Below are 17,620 nucleotides of genomic sequence, written 5' to 3' on the forward strand. Positions count from 1 at the left end.
CCGCGCCGCCCAGGCTCGTCTCCGGTCGCGCGGTCCGGTAGATCCAGGAGCGCGATGCGACGCAAGCCATCTATCCTGCTCTCCTCGGCGGCGCTCCTCCTCGGGGCCGCCGGGACCGGCGACGCCCTCGCCAGCCCGCGCCCGGCCGCGAGCGGCTCGGCGAGGACACCCTCGTTCCTGGACGGCGGGCGCCGCGTCGCCGTCGAGCGGCTCGGGCCGGCCGCGCTGGGCGCCTCGGGCGGCTCGCTCTCGCCGGTGCGGCTCCACTACCCCGATGGCCGTACGGTCCAGGCGAGCGTGGGCGCGACCGCGATCGTGAAGGTCGACCCGGGCGCCGAGGGCGAGCTCGCCGGCGCGGGACTCGAGGTGGTGAGGCCGCTGATGCCCTCGATCGGGCTATGGCTCGTCAGGGACACCGGCGGCGGCGACGGCCTCGATCTCGCCGAGCGCCTCCAGGGGGCGGCGCGGCCGGCTTCCCTGCGCGAGGCGATCCCGGACCTCCACGTGCGCCTCGCGGCGCGCGGCGCGCCGTTCACGCCGGACGACCCGCGCCTGCCAGGACAGTGGTACTTCGCCGATCTCAGGATGGAAGAAGCCTGGGGGCGCACGCGGGGCGACGCGGCCACCTCCATGGTCGTCATCGACACCGGCTGCGACCTCGATCACCCCGACCTCGCCTCGAAGATGGATCCGGGCCTGGACGTCATCGATCGCGACGATGATCCCACCTACAAGCCGGGCGCAGCGGGCGTGAACCACGGGACCGCCTGCGCGGGCCTCGTCGCCGCCGACACCGACAACGGCGTCGGCATCGCGGGCGGTTGCCCCGAGTGCAGGCTGCGGTGCGTGCGGCTGCTCGACGACGAGGCGCAGCCGATCTCCACCTCGGTGGACGCCTTTGAGTTCGCCCTGCAGGTGAACGCCGCCGTCGTCTCCAACAGCTGGGGATACGCCGAGCCGATGCCCGTCCCCCGGGTGGTCGAGGACGCGATCGACCGCCTGTTCGACGCCGGGCGCGACGGGAAGGGGGCGCTCGTCCTCTTCGCCGCCGGCAACGACGACCGCGAGATCCTCGACGACGAGATCCAGGCGGTGCGGGGCGTCCTCAACGTGGGCGCGGTCAACCACCTGGAAGAGGAGACGTCGTTCACGAACCGCGGGAGCTCTCTCGATCTCGTCGCGCCCACCGGGACGCTGAGCACCGATATCGCCGGGCGCGAGGGGGACAGCCCGGACGACTACACGTCGCTGTTCGGGGGCACCTCGTCGGCGTGCCCGGTCGCGGCCGGCATCGCCGGGCTGCTCGTGAGCGCCGCGCCCGAGCGGACCTCGGTCGAGCTCTACGACATCCTGATCCGCACGGCGCGGCCGGCGCCGTACGCCATTCCCGACGAGAACGGGCACGATCCCATCTTCGGGCACGGGATCATCGACCCGGTCGCGGCGCTCAGGGAGGTGCTCGGGGACGAGCCGCCGCCGCCGGACGAGGGCGGCGAGGACGCCGGCGGCGACGAGCAGGCCGGCTGCGCGTGCGCGGCGGCCGGCGCGCCCCCGGGCGAGCGGCGCGGCCTCGCGATCGCGGCGCTCCTCGGCCTCGCCGCGGCGCGCCGGCGGCGCGCGGCAGGCGCGCGCCGCGGCGGGTGACGTCATGCGATCGGCCGTCGCCTGGCGCGGACCGCGTTCCGCTGCGCGAGGAGCCACGCGCGCGCCTCGGCCTCCGTATCGAAGAAGTGCACCGGATAGGATTGCTGCGTGAGGATCTGCACGCTCTTCGCCGCGAGCGTGGAGATGACGCGCACGGCGAAGCTCGCGCCGAAGATCGCGATCGCGTCGAAGCGCACGGCGCGCAGCTCGTTCGCCATCACCTTGCGCGCGGACGGTGAGATGGTGCCGGTGCGGTGCGAATCGCAGAGCACGAGGACCTCGCGGCCGCCGTCCGAGAGGCGCTTGCACTCGGCGGCGATCGCGCGCGCCATCTCATCCGTCAGGTCGCCCTCGACCACGGTGCACAGGAGCCCCTCCGAATCCTCGCGGAGAGAGAGGTTCGCGTCCTCGGGACCAGCGTCGCGCATGCGGAGCATGGTAGCTTCTCGCGTGGAGCGCGGGACCGGCTTTCCATGACGGTCAGCGCGGTCGACGCTCGGCCCCGGGAGCCCCTCTGCCGCGGCGGACGACCCGGCTCGGCCGGGCGCCTCCGCGCGATCACGGCGCTCCTCGCCGGGTGCGCGACCGGCCGAGATCATCGGTGGATGGGCGTGAACCTGCGCCGGCGCAGGGCCAGCGCGAGCAGCGAAGCGCCCAGCGCCCAGCGCCCGGCAGCGGCGAAGCCCCCCGCCGCGGCGGCCGGCGCCCCGACACGGCAGCCGCACCCTCCGTCGGCGGCGCCTTCGCCGCCCTCCAGCGGCGCCTCCCCTCCGGCGGCGCCGGCGCCGCCGCCTCCACCCCCGCCACCGCCCTCCACGACGACGGCCCGGCACGCCGCGACCTCGTCGGCCGTACCGATGCACAGCGTCGGCTTGCGCGACTCGCCGTCCTGAAGGTCGTTCACCACGATCACGGCGAGGCCGTCGGCGTCGGCCGTGTCGACGAGCTCGGCGCCGGAGGCCACGTCGACGGCGCGCACGACCTCGCCGTACGTGCGGCCGCGCCGCGCCGCGAGCAGCAGGGTGAGGCCGTCGCGCTGCGCCGGATCCTCCGCGGGCGCGGCGAGCGCGGCCGTCATGGTCGCGCGCCCGTCGGGCCGGACGCTGAAGTACTGCGCCGAAGTATGGAAGACGCGGAGCCGGCCGGCGTGGGGCGCCGCGACCTGCTGCGGGGCGAGGCCCCTGTAGCCGGCCCCGGCGGCGTAGGAGCGCCCGGGATCCGCGTGGAGCCCGGTGAGCAGGTTCCAGGTGGCGAACTCCACGAACGCCTCGGCGAACGTCGCCTGCGCGCTCGAGGAGAGCAAGGGGTCGAGCTGCTCGAACCACACGGGATCCGCCTCGCCGAACGCGTCGTCCTCGACGCGCTCCCAGAGCGAGCGGACCGTGCCGTCTCCGTAGCGCTCCTCGAGGAACTGGAAGAAGAGCGCGCTCCCGTAGCTGAAGGGGTCGAGCGGGCCGGCGATGGGCACGTCGAGCGATCGATCCGTGTTCGAGAGGTAGCCGCCGACGAAGCCCTCGAAGTCCTGCAGCGAGGGGTCGAACGACTCTGTCGCCCAGACCGCGCTCCCCTCCATCATCGGCGTGTCCTGGCCGTGATCGTAGGCCGCCTGCACGGCGTGGAAGAGCTCGTGGCTCCCGAGGATCCGGTTCGCGGTGCGCGTCGACGGATAGTCGTAGCCGGCGTAGTCGTTCTCCTGGGTCATGAAGCCGGCGCAGCGGTCCTCGCCGTCCGGGTCGCAGGCGTCGACGCGGAACACCCCGTCGCCGACGCCGGCGAAGTCGACGAGGTAGACGTCGAAGCGGCCGTCGCCGCCGTTGTCGGGGAGGTCCTCGTCGCTCCTCGGCGGCCGGAAGCCGAGGACGTCGCGGTAGTGGACGATCACCTCGTCGTAGATGGCGGCGACCTCCTCGACGAAGTCGGGGACGCCCGTCGCGTCGGCGTCCTCGCCGGGCACGGCGCAGCGGCCCTCGCGCGCGAAATGGACAAGGAAGCTCCCGGAGGCCGACGCGAAGGTCTCGACGACGTCGTCCGGATCGAACCGGAACTGGAGGTCGGTGCCGCGCGTATCGGGCCGATCGAGCGGCGCCGCGGCGGGCCCGTCGAGCGCGCTTGCAGGCGCATCGCCGGCGCAGGCCGCGAGCGCCGGTGCCACCAAGGCGGCGAGCGCCGGCGCGAGCCGGGCCGCGGCACCCCCGGCGCGGCGGCGCCGCGCGGAGGCGGGGCGCCCGGCGCCGGAGGGCCGGGTCACGGGAGGAAGGCCCACCGGAGCTGGAGGTTGGCGGCGCCGGTGTCCCCCATCTCGACCATCCCGGTCTCCTGGCACTGCGCCTGGGCCTCCTCGTTGTAGAAGTGCGTGACGGTCAGCTTGAGCCTCCGGCCGTCCGCGAGCCGGACAACGTAGACGACGCCGCTCATCTCCACGCAGCCGGGGTACTTCCAGTAACCGGAGAGCGCGGTCGCCGGGGACTCCAGCCCGGAGCCGTCGGCGATGAGCTCGCAGCTCTCGGTGAAGTACTCATCGCTGCGGAGCCTCAGCTCGCCGGGGGCCTCGACGAGCGCGTCGTAGTCCGGCGTGCCCGGGAGCCGCGCCGCCATCACGCAAGACGGGCCGGAGTGACCGCTGTTGATGCGCACCACGTAGCGCCGGAAGGCGACGTCCCAGTCCATCGATCCGAGCGACGCCTCGTCGGAGATCTCGACCTTTTCGAGGCCGGCGTCGGTGAACCGGGCATAGACGTAGGCGTCGGGCTCGGCGGCGAAGGCGCCGCCCGCGGTGGCATCGACGAGGGTGCGGTACCCCTCGCCGTCCTGCTCGTTGCTGAGCTCCCCGGGCGCCACGGCGGGCTGGAGGTTCATCTGCTGGAAGACGTCGTCCTCGCAGGGCACCGGCGTCGGCTGCGAGCACGCGGGCTCCGGGGCGGCGGTGGTGTCGCCGCCCCCCGCGCTCGCGCCGCCGCCTGCTCCCGCGCCGCCGGCGCCGGGCGGGCTCGGCGGGTCGTCGGAGCCGCAGGCGCACAGGGCGAGCAGGCCGATGCCGGCGGCGCGGCGAGCGGACGCTGAGACGGAGCGCATGGGCGGCATCGTAACAGAAGCCCGGGCCGGGGCGCCCGCTACGGCGCGCTGCTGCGGCGGTAGAGCCACCAGTCGCCGACGCGATCGACGGGGACGATGCTCGGGTCCTTCGCGAAGAGGTGATCGGCCCCCGCCCGGCGGCGGACGAGGAACCAGTCGAAGAAGGCGCCGTGGCGCCGCACGTCGAACTTCTCGGGCGTCCACTCCCACCGGAGCGGCGTCGGCGGCGGAACGACGGCGCCCGGCTCCGAGCGAGGCCGGTAGGCGACCGGCGAGGCGTCCCAGACGGCGAAGTGGAAGCTGAGCCAGCCGCCCCGCGTGGCCTGGACCCAGGCGGGGAGATGGATGAACGGGGTCGTCGACCGGGTCGAGCCGCCGTGATCGAAGACGAGGTAGAGCAGCCTGGGCGCGCGCGGGATGTGGGCGATGATGGCGTCGAAGTCCCGCGTGCTGTGGTCGAAGCGGCGGTAGTTGTCGCGCACCACGGCGCCGAGGGAGATCGCCGCGGCCGACAGCGCGAGCACGGCCGGCACCTTGAGCCAGGGCGAGCGCGGCAGGTCCGGGAAGGCGCCGAGGGCGAGGAACAGGGCCGCGACGATCTCGCGCGGGTAGACGTACCACCAGAGGCCGATCTGCAGCGGCAGGCTGAGGAACAGGCCCAGGAACACCGCCGCGCAGGCGACCGGGACGAGGGCCGCGAGGCGCGCGAAGGCCCGCCGCCGCGCGTCCGCGGCGAGCGCGGGCGCCGGCTCGGCGGAGGCGCCGGCGGGCGAGGACGCCGGCGCGACGGAGGCGCCGGCGAGCTGCGCGGCGGCGCCTCCGGCGCACACGAGCAGCGCGGCGAGCACGAGGCGCGCCGCCCGGTGGGCCGCCGCCGCCTCGGCGGGATCGGTGAAGCTCGTGAACAGGAGCGAGGGGATCTCGCCGAGCCGCTCCCAGTGGAGCGCGGGCGCGAAGGGCGCGCCGTGGAGGGTGTCGGTCCGGACCGCGAGCCACACGGCGAAGAGGAGCAGCGAGGGCGCGAGCGGCAGCGCGATGGGGCGGAGCCGCCGCGTCGCCGGGAACACCACGATCGCCGCGCCGACCACGGCGGCGATCGCGAACGGGAAGCGGAAGACGTGGGTGAAGAACAGCGCGACGAGCGCGAGCGCGAGCGCGATCTGGCGGCCGCGCGAGGGGCGATCGAGCAGCAGGAGCGTCAGGCCGACGACCATCGCGAAGAGGCCGAGCGCGCCCATGTGGTTGAGGAAGCCCCAGTGCGTGAGGTTGCACCAGACGAGGAGGAGGCCGAGGACGCCGAGCAGGGGGCTCCGCTTCAGGCCGTGGAAGAGGACGGCGAGGCCCGCGGGCAGGAGCGCGAGCATCGCCGCCGCCGCGACCTTCACCGCGGCCACGGGCGGAAGGACGAGCATGAGCAGGGCGCCGAGCGCGTACATCGACAGGTACGGGACCGCGAGCGGCTGGAGCGTGAACTGCTCGCGGAAGTGCCACGCCGGATCGAGGTAGTGCCCGAGCGCCGCCGTCTGGGCCGCGTGGAACGGGAGATCGGTCATCGGCGGATAGCGGACGACCGCGAGCGGGACGCCGATCACATAAACGGACGCGGCGACGACGACGAGCGCGAGCGCCGCGCCGAGGGGCGCGCGGCGCGCGGCGCCCGCGGCGCGGCGGAGCGGGCCGGAGAGCGCGCGGCGCGCGGCGCCCGCGGCGCGGCGGAGCAGGCCGGAGAGCTGCGCGCGGCGCGCGGGGCCGGGCGCGGCCGGAGGCTCCGCCGGGAGGGAGGGGGTACCCAAGGTGGCGGGAAGCTACCATCTCGGAACCGCTCGGGGATTCCGTTCGGCCGCTCGCCTCGCAGGGCCCATGGCGGCCGCGCGTCACCGGGAGCGTGGCGCGCGGGACGTGCCTGGGGCGGCCGCTCGCGCTCCGGAGGATCCGCAGGTCAGCGGTCCTGTCCGTCCTCCGGGCCGGAGGCCTCGTCCTCCGGGCTGGAGACGGGCGGCTCCTCCTCGCCGAGCAGGCCATCGACCTCGGACCAGAGCGCGTCGAGATCGAGCGACAGCCCCTCGCACCCGGGCACGGTTCCGAGCACCCCGCACGCGGCGCTCGCCGCGTGCGTGTAGCGGCCGCTCGCGTCGAGCTCGAGGATCTCGACGGTCCTGAATTGCGGGTCCACGATCCAGTAGAACCGCACGCCGAAGGAGGCGTACTCCTTCACCTTCTCGACGCGATCGCGCCGCACGTCCCGCGGCGTCGGGGAGACGACCTCGACCATGACGGCGGGCGGGGTGCGCGCGGCACCCCGGCGGGGAGGCCTGGGCTCGCCCGGGAGGAACACCGAGAGGTCCGGTTTGCGGCCGCACGTGCCCTGCAGCGCGAACTTGGCCCCGGAGGCGAACACGAACCCGCCGGTCCGAGCGAGCCAGCGTCGCAGTGTCTCGATGAGCCAGCCGACGACCAGCTCGTGCACGAAGTCAGGCACCTCTTCCTCCACGAGGCGTCCGCCGACAAGCTCTCCCGGCTCGTCTTCCGGCATGATTTCCCACTCGGCGAGGGTCATGGGCCGGCCGGGCGGGACCTTGTCGATTGCGCCCTGGTGCATGGTCCAAAGCTACCACGAGGCGCTCGGGAGGGAGTGTGGCGCCTCGCCGCCGGCCCCGCTGCGCGGGCGCCCCACGGTGGAGAGGTCGCGACCTGCCGGCGCGGCCTCCCGAGGGGGGCGGCCCCATCTCGACCGGGCGGCGCAGCGGGAGCTTCTCACCTCTCCCGGAGGCCCCATCGACGGTAGGCTGCGCGCAAGTTGCTCCCCCCGCGCCCCGCCCCTCGCCCAGCCGATCTGCGCGGCCTCCCCGTCGCCTCCCGCCTCGAGACCCGAGCGGCACTCGCCGTCACCGCCGTCGCGACGGCGTGGTTCGCGCTCGCGGCCGCGTGGGAGATGTTCGGGCCCCTCCTCGCCGGCCATTACGCGTCGTCGGCGGGCGTCGGGATCATCGCGGAGAACATGCTCCGCTGGGAGATCCTCGGGCCCGTGTGGGAGTACACCGCGAGCCGGCCGGCGCCGGCGATGTACTACTGCCACCACCCCTGGGGGATCTTCTGGACGACCGCCGCGTTCATGGAGGTCTTCGGGCGGCACGACGTCATCTGCCGCCTGCCCGCCGTCCTGCTGAGCGCCGCGACGCCGCCCCTGCTCTACGCCATCGGCCGGAGCGTCTACCGCCCCGCCGCGGGGGCGGCCGCGGCGGCGTCGTTCGTCGTCCTGCCGATCACCCTGGCGTTCGCGAACCTCAACGCGCTCGAGGTCCCGGTCATGGCCTGGACGCTGCTCGGGCTCTGGGGATACGTCCGGCTGACGCAGACGTCCCGGCGCCGCTACCTCGCGGTGAGCGCGCTCGGGCTCGCGCTCGGGATGCACGCCGACTGGCCCGCGTTCGTGCTCACGGGCGGGCTGCTCACGTTCGGAGCGATCCGGGCCTACCTGCTCCCGAAGCGCTTCTTCGGCCCGATCCACGAGCGGCGCTACGCGCAGTGGTGGGTGCTCACCGCCTTCCTCGCCGCGCTGACCGCCGCGCTCTACCTCGCCCTGTTCCACCAGGCCGGCAAGCTCGGCGACCTCCTGGGGAGCTACGGGTTCCGCTCCTCGGGCAACGCCGAGCCGCTCGCCAAGGTGCTCGCGAGCCGGCGGTACTGGATCGAGCTCTCGTTCACGCCGATCGCCATCGCCGCAGGAAAGCTCGCCGCGATCGTCTGCGCGGCGCGGCTCGTCCTGCTCCGGCGCGAGCACGACGCGCTGCCGTTGCTCTACCTCGCGACGGCGACGGTGCAGTACGTCGTCTTCCGCCAGGGCGCCGACATCCACATCTTCTGGCCGCACTACTTCGGGGCCTACTTCGCCCTCGCCGCCGCCGCCCTCGTCGAGACCGGCGCGGCGCTGCTCGAGCGCGCCGCCGCCGCGCCGCGGGCCCCCGGCGCTGCGCCGCCGCCCGCGGGGCCGGCGCTCGTGGCGCTCGCGCTGTGGCTCGCGCCGCTCGCCGCCGTCCTGCGCGACGGGCTCCCGGCGCTGCGGTACGCGCGCGAGACGGGCGGGCGCTTCAACGAGCGGGGGCACCTCATCCACTCCGACGGGGCGAAGACGGCGTTCCTGCGCTGGCTCGCGCCGAGGCTGCCCGAGGACGCGCCCGTCGAGATGCACGAGGGCATGAAGGCCACCTGGGCCCAGGTCTGGGCGCTCGGCGGGCGCGTCGTGAAGCCGACCCGGCCCGCGCCGAAGGAGACGCCGCCGCGCGGCGCTTACCTCGCGGACACGCGCTTCCTGCTCGACCGGGACCAGGCGAGCCTCGCGCGGCGCTTCGACATCACGGCGGTGGGCCCGTTCTGGGCGCTCGGCGCGGGCGTCGGGGCGGTCGCGCCGCCGGCGCAGGGGGCGCGCGGCATCGAGGCGTTCTCCTTCCGCGAGCGGGAGCCGGGGCTCCTCGCCTGGTACCTCGTCTCGGGCACCGAGCCCGAGCGCGAGATCGTGCCGGACCCGTTCCTCACGTGGGAGCTCCGCGCGCACTTCGGACAGCCGGCGGAGCCGCCGGCCGGGCCGCCGGAGACGCTGGAACAGAAGCGGATCGCGCACAACATCGCGCTGGCGGCGGGCGACGACGCGCGCGCGGCGGCGCTCCTCGCGGAGATCACCGCCGCGCTCACGCCGCTCGGGGCGCGGTTCGACGACGGCACGGAGCTGCTCGGGACGACGTTCCACGAGGGCGCGCGCTCGCTGCTCACGATCGTCGTGCGCGCGGGCGGGCCCGCGGCGAGCGACGTGGCGCTCACGGTGCGCTCCCGGGTCGTCGAGCGCGCCCCGCTGTCCACGACGATGGCGGACCCTGTCGATCGCGAGGTCGGCCTCCCGACGGCGATCTCGCCGCAGCGCTGGAGGGCGGGCTTCCTCTATGCCGATCCGGTGCCGATCCGGAAGCGACCGGGGACGGAGGTGTTCTGGGCGTCGCTGAGGGCCCGCGGCCGGGGTCGCGCGCCGCGGCTCGTCGACAGCGGCGGCGCGCCGGAGGTCGAGGTGCTGCGGCTGCGCTGAGCGGGGACGCGCCTCCATCCTCGTGGACAAGGCCCCGCGTTCCGGTTTTACCTTCGGGCATGAGCTCTCGCCGAACAGGTCTGGTTCTGGTCCTCGCGCTCGCGGCCGGCTGCGCGCCGCCACCCGCCCAGGCGCCGGCGCAGCCCGCACCGCCGGAGCCGGCGGGCACGACATCCGCCGAGCCGACCGGCACGACGTCCCTGACGACGGCGGGCCCGACGCCCGCCGGCAGCGAGGCGCCCCCGCCGTCCTCGCAGGTCCCCGCGGCGGCCGTGCCGGTCGAGGCGGCCGCGCCGAAGCGGGCCGCCCCGAAGGGCGACGGGAACGTGAAGCCCGGGGCGGCCACCGCGACCGGGACGCTGGGGGGCAGCATCTCGGAAGCGCAGGTCCGCGACATCGTGGAGAAATACGGCGAGCAGTTCGACGAGTGCTACAAGATCGGCGTCAAGAGCTCGCCGAAGTTCGTCGGGAAGGTGACCGTCAAGGCGACGATCGGCCCGAGCGGCAAGGTCAACAAGGCAGACGTCGTGAGGTCGACGGCGAAGAACCAGCAGGTCGACCGCTGCGTGGCCGATGCGTTCGAGAAGATGGAGTTCCCCCCGCCGCAAGGCGGGATGACGACCGTCATCACCTTTCCCATCGAGTTCAGCGGCGTCGAGCTGCTGCAGCCCTGAGAGAGGGCCCCGGGAGCGAGAGCACGGCTGGCCCGGGCGTCGCCGGCTCCAACGAACGGCCGCTCCGCCACAGGCGGCCAGCGCCTGGCGATCTGCGCCACCCGAGGCGGATCGTCCGCGCGGGCCACGCCGAGCGCGCGCGCCCGTGCGATGCATTCGCCCGGGCTCGGCCGAGCAGAGCGCCCATGCCGTCGAGGGCACGGAAGCTGCTACGCGCTGGCGCGGAGCATTCGGACCGCGGAGCTTTGGAACGCTGACGCGATGAACGCTGAAAGGCGACGGCCGACCGCCTGATCCACGCCGTGGGCACGATCAGCAGACGGCCCAGGCAGACCATATCTCATGGATGGATGTACCGGCGGCCGGGGCGGCGCGATGCCCGCGGCCGGTCGGCGTTCGAGATCCACTATCGCCGGGGACGGCACGGGTGAAGAAGCATGGAGCGGATGGAAGTTCAGCGGGATGTCCGGAGCGCCCTCGCGATAGCCTATGAGCTCTCGCGCCACGAGCACGTGCTGAACAGGGAGCATGTGTCCCAGGCGCTGGGCGAGCTCAAGGACGAGCTCGCCCGTATCGAGGCGAAGCTCGGAGGCGAGCGCATCCACGAGGTCACCGCGGAGGGGTTGCCGCCCGTGCTCGAGCAGATCGAAGGGCTCGTGGAGGACGCCGGTCCGGTCGTCGGCGATCAGATCAAGGCGCTGATGCGGAGCGTGGAGCGCATCGCCAGGGAGCTCGTCCCGGGGCCGTAGCCAAGACGGGAGTCCGGCTACGGACAGCAGGCATAGACCGCCTGGAGCGAGCCCGCCCCGCACGGCATGCTCGCAGCAGCATCGAAGTAGCGGAGCGGCAGCCCCAGCGCCTGGCAGATCGCGAAGGCCTCGTCCTTCAGCGCGGTCGGGTCCTCGCACGTCGCCCCGTCGCCCACCAGGCCGGCGGTGCAGCCGGGACCTTCCCACGGCGGCGGAAGCGGCGGCGGAAGCGACGGCGGCTCCTCCGGCGGCGGCTCCGGCCACGGCGGGCAGCACAGGTACGTCGCCTCGCGCACGCCCCCGCCGCACACTTCGTAATCTCCCTTGTCGAACTGGAGGTCGCGCAGGACCAGCCCGGCCTCCTCGCAGATCGGGGTGCCCTGCGCGATCAGCGTGCTCGGGTCCTGGCACGTCACGCCGTCACCCAGGACACCGCTCGTGCAGTCGTCCGCGCAGGTCACCCCGTCGAACAGGAGACCGCCGGAGCAGGCCTCCTCCTCTCCGGGCGTCGCGCCCGCCTCGGCTCCGGGCGTCGCGCCCGCCTCGGCTCCGGGCGTCGCGCCCGCCTCGGCTCCGGGCGTCGCGCCCGCCTCGGCTCCGGGCGTCGCGCCCGCCTCGACTCCGGGCGTCGCGCCCGCCTCGGCTCCGGGCGTCGCGCCCGCCTCGGCTCCGGGCGTCGCGCCCTGCCCGGCGGTGGTCGCGTCGAGGCCATCGCCGGACCGGGTACCGGTCGAGCAACCCGCGAGGAGCGCGGCGCCGGCGACCGAGAGGACGGCAATCGACCAATGATCAAATCGCATGAGATCTCCCTGGCCTCGCCGTGAGCCGCGAGGATGGCTGTGACGCGCGGCCCGCTGCATCGCGCGGCGCCGCGTCGTCATTCGCCATGATCCAACCGCGAGGAGAGCTCCGGTTTCCTGGACACGCGTCGTTTCGTGCGGACCTCGGCTACGGACAGCAGGCATAGACCGCCCGGAGCGCTCCCGCCCCGCACGGCATGCTCGCGGCATCGAAGTAGCGGAGCGGCAGCCCCAGCGCCTGGCAGATCGCGGAGGCCTCGTCCTTCAGCGCGGTCGGGTCCTCGCACGTCGCCCCGTCGCCCAGCAGGCCGGCGGTGCAGCCGGGACCGTCCCACGGCGGCGGAGGCGGCGGCGGCTCCTCCGGCGGCGGCGCCGGCCACGGCGGGCAGCACAGGTACGTCGCCTCGCGCACGCCCCCGCCGCACACTTCGTAATCTCTCTTGTCGAACTGGAGGTCGCGCAGGACCAGCCCGGCCTCCTCGCAGATCGGGGTGCCCTGCGCGATCAGCGCGCTCGGGTCCTGGCAGGCCACCCCGTCGCCGAGCGTGCCCGAGATGCACTCGACCGGCTCGACGCAGCGGTACTCGACGCGCCGGAACAGCCCGTCGCCGCAGGCGTCGCGCAGGTCGACCTCGGCCAGCTCGCGCAACGCGCCCTCGCACGCGCCGCGCGCCCTCTCCTTCAGCGTCTCGGCGTCGGTGCACTCGGTGTCCAGCGCCTCGGCCGGCTCGCGGGGCGCGCCCTCCTCGTCGCGCGTGCTCGCGGGCTGCTCGTCGTCCGCGCGCGCGGTCTCCTCGTCGCCAGCACGCCCGGCCGCGCCGGGGCCGCGCTCCTCGGGCCGGGGCACCGGAAAGAGCGGCAGCTCGCGGACATCGGGCGGCCCGAGATCGCCGGCGTCGCGGGGCGCCAGCGCGCGCCCGCGCCTCGGCTGCACGGGCGTACGGCTCGGGCCAGGCGAGCTGTCCGGCGCCGCCCGGGGCGGGCCCTCGATGTCCGCCAGCGGCGCGTCCTCGGTCCGCAGGCGCGGATCGAGGGGGAGCGCGCGGCGGCGCGGGGCGGGCGCGGGGGCCACCGGCGCGGGCGGCGGGGACACGCTGGGCCGCGCGGGACCGGGCTCCGCTCGGCCGCCGTCGGCGCGGGGCTCGCCGGCGACCGGATCGGCGGGCGCGGCCAGCTTGCGGGCGGCCACGCCCCAGCGCTCCACCGCGCGCCGGGTGCCGTCGTCAAGGCCGAGCGCGAGCGCCGCGGCCGCGACCAGGGCGACCGCGATCGGGCGCCGGAGGCCCCAGACCGCGCCCCGCAGCGCGGACCGCGCCGGGCCCGCCTCGGGGGCGCTGAGGCGCGCGCGGAGCCGCGCCTCGAGCTCGGGCCGCGGCGCCACGCCGGCGAGCTGCTCGTCGAGCGCCCGCAGCTGCGCGACGAGGTCGTCGCGCTCAGACGTCGCCATGATCCACCTTCCATCCGGCGCCGCCGACGTGCTGCACCGCCCGCTGGATGAGCTTGCAGACGTAGCTCTTCGAGTGGCCGAGGACCCGCCCGATCTCCTCCTGCTCCTTGCCGTCGAGGTAGTACATCGAGAACGCGATCCGCTCCTTGATCGGCAGCGCGTTCAGCGCGTCGAACGCGCGCCGGAGGTCGTCGCGGGCGATGGCGAGCACGTCGGGCGGCCGGGGCTCCTGCTGGTGCTCGCCGAGCAGCCAGCGCACCGGGGCGAGCGCGAGGAAGCGCTCGCGCCGGAGGCGGTTGAAGCAGCGGTTCGTGGTGGCCCGGTACAGCCAGCCCTCGAGGTCGTCGAGATCGGTGAGGATGGGCAGCGCCTTGAACAGGTCGAGGAAGACGTCCTGCGTGACGTCCTCGGCCCACGCCAGGTTTCCCTTGCCGTAACGGAGCGCCAGCCGGTGCACGAGCCGGTGGTGACGGCGGTAGAGCGCCTCGACCGCCCCGGCCGACCGCGAGGCCGGCGCCGCCTCGGCCGGGCGCCCGGAGGCCGTGCCGGGCGGAGGCGCATCCGACCGCTGCTCGCAGGAGAGCGGACGGAGCACCTCGGCGACGTCCGAGGAGGCGAGGTCGTGGCTGCGCAAGGACGGGTCCCTTGCTGCCATCACACACGAGCCGGCCGGCAGTTTCCTGAATCGTCGCCGGGGCGCCCGCGTCGCTCCACGCCGCCGACCCCCTCACCGGGTCGCGGTCGCCTCGCCCGCGCCGGGAGCGCGCGGCAACCCCGTGGCGCACGGGGCTTCGGGCACAAGCCCTCTCCCAGACCGAGGCGAGCCGTGATTCAAATCAACTGAAGCCCTCGCCGCGAAAGCGACCTTCTTGCCCTCCGGGACCTCCCCTCCGCTTCAGGCTGCCGGGGCCGAAGACCGCCGCGCCGCCAGGGTGAAGCCGAGCGTCTCGGTGGGATCGGGCAGCGCGCGATCGAGCACGCGCGCGCCCGCGGCCACCGCGATCATGGCCGGCGCGACAAGCGGCAGCGTCCACAGGCGCGCCCCGCGGCCTTCGGAGGCCTCATGGCCGAGCTTGCCCATCGCCTGCGCGACGCCGCCGATCTGCGCGACCTGGAGCGCCAGGTAGCTGTTCACCTTGTGCCCGAGCAGGCTCCAGAGGCTGCCGTGCGGGCAGATCTCCTCGATGATCAGGCCGGCGCGGCCGCACAGCGCGCGGAGGCCGTGGGGGCTGAAACGGAAGTAGTCGTGCGGCTCCTCGTGCAGGCGGAACGAGAAGGGCGCGCTCAGGATGAGCAGGCCGCCGGGGCGGAGGACGCGCGCCATCTCGGCGACGAGCGCCTCCGGGCGGGGGGTGTGCTCGAGGACCTGCACGCTCAGCACGGTGTCGAAGCTCGCGTCGGTGAAGGGCAGCCGCTCGCCGTCATAGAGCATGTCGGCCTTGCCGCGCGAGCGCGCGGCCGTGGCGCCGAAGGTCGCCTCGTGCTCCACGCCGAGGTACTCGAGAACGTGGGGGAGGAAGAGGTGCTCATACGGCTTGTCGCCGCAGCCCACGTCGAGCAGCCGCCCGCGCGCCCGCGGGGCGAGGCGAGCGAGCGAGCCCACGACATGGGTGAGCTGGAGATCCACCCAGTCCGACGCGGCCCGCGCCGCGCGCCCGAGCGACGGGCGCCGGAGCAGGGCCTGCAAGAGCTCGTTCATGGCCGCCTCTTACCACGGGCGCCTCGCGCCCCCGGAGACCAGCGCGAGCGCGGCGGCTCATGCGGCCCGGAAGCCCTGGGCGCGCCGCGGGCCGGTCACGGTCCGGTAAAGCGCCTCGTATCTCCCCACCATCACGGTGCTGCTGAAGCGCTCGCGGGCGCGGCGCGCGCAGGCGGCGCGGTCGAAGCGCGCGAGCCCCGTCGCGAGCGCGGCGAGGCGCGCGGCGTCGCCCGGCGCGGCCAGGAAGCCCGTGACCCCCTCGTCGACGATCTCGGGGAAGGAGCCGCGGCGAAAGCCGAGCACCGGGGTGCCGCAGAGCATGGCCTCGATGGCGATCAGCCCGAACGGCTCCTCCCACTGGAGCGGGCAGAGGACGGCGCGCGCCCCGCGCAGGAGCGAGACCTTGCGACGGTGGTCCATCTCCCCGAGGTCCGATGCCCCGTGCTCCCGGAGGCGCGGGGCCACCTCCTGGAGATAGTAGAGACGATCCTTGAGGTGCGCGCGGCCGGCGAGGCGGAGCTGCATGCCCGCGGCCCTCGCGATGTCGAGGGCGAGGTGGGTCCCCTTCTCCTCGGCATAACGGCCGAGGTGCGCGAGGTAACCCTCGTCGGCCAGGCTCACCGGATAGCGCGCCGACGTGACGCCATGGTGGATCACGCACGAGCGCGGGAGCGCGATCTCGAGGGAGCGCTGCCGCTCGCTGATGGCCACGTACGCGACCTCCGGGTGCTGCGCGTAGATGCGCGAGCTCTCGTCGCACGACGCGTGGTGCAGGGTCTGCACGGCCGGGACGCCGACGAAGCGGGTGAACGGGACCGCGATCGGGCTGTTCACGTGGATCAGGTCGAACCTGTCCTCCCGCGCGATCTCCGACACGGCCCACGCGACGTGGTTGACCTCGTCCTCCGGCGTGGGAGGCCAGCACGGGCTCTCGTAGAGCGCCCGGCGGCGGCAGGTGACCACCGAATCGCCCGTCGCGAAGAGCGTCACCTCGTGTCCGCGCGCCGATAGCCCCTCGGCGAGCTCGTAACAGAACAGCTCGGTCCCTCCGTATCCGGCTGGTGGCACCCGGATGAACGGGGTGGAGATGATCGCGATTCGCATGCTCGTTGCTCCTCGATCGCCGCAGCGCCGCGCCGCGACCGGGGCGTCATGCTCGGCCCCGCTCGAGGCGGAGCGCATGCCCGGGGTTGGACATATCAACGAGCATGCCAGCAGGGGGCCCCCGCCCGCCCCGGCGAGGGACCGCGCTGCGCAGCAGCCGCCTCGACGCCGCAGGGCCGCCGCCGCCGGCCAGCGCGATTCGGCCCCGCGATGGGCGGCGCGACGCGCTTTCAACAGGCGCCCCGTGCGTCTAGGATGCCCGCCCGCTCCGTCCGCGCCGCGGGGCAGCGCAGGAAGCGTCGATGGCCTGCGGCGGCCAGGCAACCTGCACACAGGTGGACCATGACTTCGAGATCGAATCGATACGGATCCGCGCTCGCCTTGAGCATTTCGCTGCTGGCCACCTCGGGCTGCCAGCTGTTCACGATGCCCGATCGCAGCCTGATCGGCGAGGGCACGGGTGGGAGCGGTGGACAAGGTGGCTCCGGAGGAGAAGGCGGCGTCGGCGGCAATGACGGCGGCGGGGGTGGCTCCGGCGGCGACGGTGGAGCCGGGGGCGACGGTGGCTCCGGGGGCGACGGTGGCTCCGGGGGCGACGGCGGAGCCGGCGGAGTCGGCGGCATCGGAGGTGACGGTGGCTCCGGCGGTGGCGACGGTGGCTCCGGCGGTGGCGACGGTGGCTCCGGCGGTGGCGACGGTGGCTCCGGCGGTGGCGATGGTGGCTCCGGCGGTGGCGGCGGTGTCAACGGCGGCGACGGCGGAGCCGGCGGAGTCGGAGGCATCGGAGGTGACGGAGGCGACGCTGGAGTCGGCGGCGGCGACGGCGGGTCCGGCGGCGGCGACATCTGCACCGACGACGCGGACTGCTCCGAGCCAGCGAGCGAGTGCGCGGTCGCGAGGTGCGTCGACGGAGGGTGCGCCACCGAGCCCGTGGCCGCAGGGACACCCGCGGAGATGCAGATGACCGGCGACTGCAGCGAGCGCCTCTGCGACGGCGACGGCTCGATCGTGGACGTCGACGACGACGACGACGTCCACGACGACCGCAGCGAGTGCACGGTCGACTCCTGCCGCGAGGGCTCCCCGATCCACGAGCCGATCGCGGTCGGCACCGCGTGCTCCCTGGGCGACGGCGGGCTGTGCAACGCCGGCGGGGTCTGCGTGCAGTGCCTGGTCCACGCGGACTGCCCGACCGAGGTGTGCATCGACCAGGTCTGCCAGGAGCCCATTTGAAGGACGGCGTCCTCGACGACGCCGAGGGCGACATCGACTGACTGCGCCGACGACGACGCAGTCGATCCAACGCTGCGCCGACGGCCTCCGCGACGGCAGCCGCTTCGTGGCAACGGCGCCCACC

15 protein-coding genes are annotated in these 17,620 nt (G+C 74.6%); 5 read left to right on the top strand and 10 right to left on the bottom strand.

Annotation, left to right across the window (positions count from 1 at the left end; genetic code table 11):
- Positions 1–54: 54 nt before the first annotated feature.
- Positions 55–1,644, top strand: a complete 1,590-nt coding sequence (locus tag WMF17_RS34120; protein WP_437645206.1) for a S8 family peptidase — start codon at positions 55–57, stop codon at positions 1,642–1,644.
- A 2-nt stretch (positions 1,645–1,646) separates the two neighbouring features.
- Here WMF17_RS34120 and WMF17_RS34125 read toward each other — a convergent pair whose 3' ends face one another.
- The 5 genes from WMF17_RS34125 to WMF17_RS34145 all read right to left on the bottom strand — a co-directional run bounded on the left by WMF17_RS34125 (position 1,647) and on the right by WMF17_RS34145 (position 7,315).
- On the bottom strand, positions 1,647–2,072 hold the full coding sequence (locus WMF17_RS34125) for an STAS/SEC14 domain-containing protein (protein WP_437597456.1): 426 nt from the start codon (positions 2,070–2,072) through the stop codon (positions 1,647–1,649).
- Between the two features lie 167 nt (positions 2,073–2,239).
- Positions 2,240–3,892, bottom strand: a complete 1,653-nt coding sequence (locus tag WMF17_RS34130; protein WP_437645208.1) for an MXAN_6640 family putative metalloprotease — start codon at positions 3,890–3,892, stop codon at positions 2,240–2,242.
- Positions 3,889–4,716 carry an HmuY family protein gene (locus tag WMF17_RS34135; protein WP_437645210.1) on the bottom strand — a complete coding sequence of 276 codons (828 nt, stop codon included), beginning with the start codon at positions 4,714–4,716 and terminating at the stop codon, positions 3,889–3,891. Before WMF17_RS34135 ends, WMF17_RS34130 begins: the two co-directional genes overlap by 4 nt.
- 38 nt (positions 4,717–4,754) lie before the next feature.
- Positions 4,755–6,509, bottom strand: coding sequence for a hypothetical protein (locus WMF17_RS34140; RefSeq protein WP_437597460.1), 1,755 nt, complete (start codon positions 6,507–6,509; stop codon positions 4,755–4,757).
- A gap of 146 nt (positions 6,510–6,655) precedes the next feature.
- Positions 6,656–7,315 (bottom strand): Uma2 family endonuclease, encoded by a 660-nt coding sequence (locus tag WMF17_RS34145; protein WP_437645211.1) that lies wholly within the window; start codon positions 7,313–7,315, stop codon positions 6,656–6,658.
- A 198-nt stretch (positions 7,316–7,513) separates the two neighbouring features.
- Between WMF17_RS34145 and WMF17_RS34150 the strand changes: the two genes are divergently transcribed.
- The 3 genes from WMF17_RS34150 to WMF17_RS34160 all read left to right on the top strand — a co-directional run bounded on the left by WMF17_RS34150 (position 7,514) and on the right by WMF17_RS34160 (position 11,213).
- A complete protein-coding gene (locus tag WMF17_RS34150) occupies positions 7,514–9,790 on the top strand; it encodes an ArnT family glycosyltransferase (RefSeq protein ID WP_437645213.1) in 2,277 nt (758 codons plus the stop codon).
- Positions 9,791–9,849: 59 nt separating this feature from the next.
- Positions 9,850–10,464, top strand: a complete 615-nt coding sequence (locus WMF17_RS34155; RefSeq protein ID WP_437597463.1) for a TonB family protein — start codon at positions 9,850–9,852, stop codon at positions 10,462–10,464.
- A gap of 446 nt (positions 10,465–10,910) precedes the next feature.
- Complete coding sequence (locus WMF17_RS34160; protein ID WP_437597464.1) at positions 10,911–11,213, top strand: hypothetical protein; 303 nt, start codon at positions 10,911–10,913, stop codon at positions 11,211–11,213.
- A 17-nt stretch (positions 11,214–11,230) separates the two neighbouring features.
- On the opposite strand, the gene WMF17_RS34165 is transcribed toward WMF17_RS34160, so the two are convergent.
- The 5 genes from WMF17_RS34165 to WMF17_RS34185 all read right to left on the bottom strand — a co-directional run bounded on the left by WMF17_RS34165 (position 11,231) and on the right by WMF17_RS34185 (position 16,263).
- Positions 11,231–12,013 (bottom strand): hypothetical protein, encoded by a 783-nt coding sequence (locus WMF17_RS34165; RefSeq protein WP_437597465.1) that lies wholly within the window; start codon positions 12,011–12,013, stop codon positions 11,231–11,233.
- Between the two features lie 148 nt (positions 12,014–12,161).
- Entirely contained in the window at positions 12,162–13,460 is a 1,299-nt protein-coding gene (locus WMF17_RS34170) for a hypothetical protein (RefSeq protein ID WP_437597466.1), read from the bottom strand.
- Positions 13,447–14,094, bottom strand: coding sequence for an RNA polymerase sigma factor (locus tag WMF17_RS34175; protein ID WP_437597467.1), 648 nt, complete (start codon positions 14,092–14,094; stop codon positions 13,447–13,449). The genes WMF17_RS34170 and WMF17_RS34175 overlap by 14 nt, the downstream gene beginning before the upstream one ends.
- Positions 14,095–14,355: 261 nt before the next feature.
- Positions 14,356–15,159 (bottom strand): class I SAM-dependent methyltransferase, encoded by an 804-nt coding sequence (locus WMF17_RS34180; protein ID WP_437597468.1) that lies wholly within the window; start codon positions 15,157–15,159, stop codon positions 14,356–14,358.
- A 57-nt stretch (positions 15,160–15,216) separates the two neighbouring features.
- Positions 15,217–16,263, bottom strand: coding sequence for a glycosyltransferase family 4 protein (locus WMF17_RS34185; RefSeq protein ID WP_437597470.1), 1,047 nt, complete (start codon positions 16,261–16,263; stop codon positions 15,217–15,219).
- A gap of 381 nt (positions 16,264–16,644) precedes the next feature.
- On the opposite strand from WMF17_RS34185, the gene WMF17_RS34190 reads away from it, so the two are divergent.
- Positions 16,645–17,496 carry a hypothetical protein gene (locus WMF17_RS34190; RefSeq protein ID WP_437597471.1) on the top strand — a complete coding sequence of 284 codons (852 nt, stop codon included), beginning with the start codon at positions 16,645–16,647 and terminating at the stop codon, positions 17,494–17,496.
- The last annotated feature ends 124 nt before the right edge of the window (positions 17,497–17,620 follow it).

The organism is Sorangium sp. So ce362 (genome assembly GCF_051519845.1).
GTDB lineage: Bacteria > Myxococcota_A > Polyangia > Polyangiales > Polyangiaceae > Sorangium.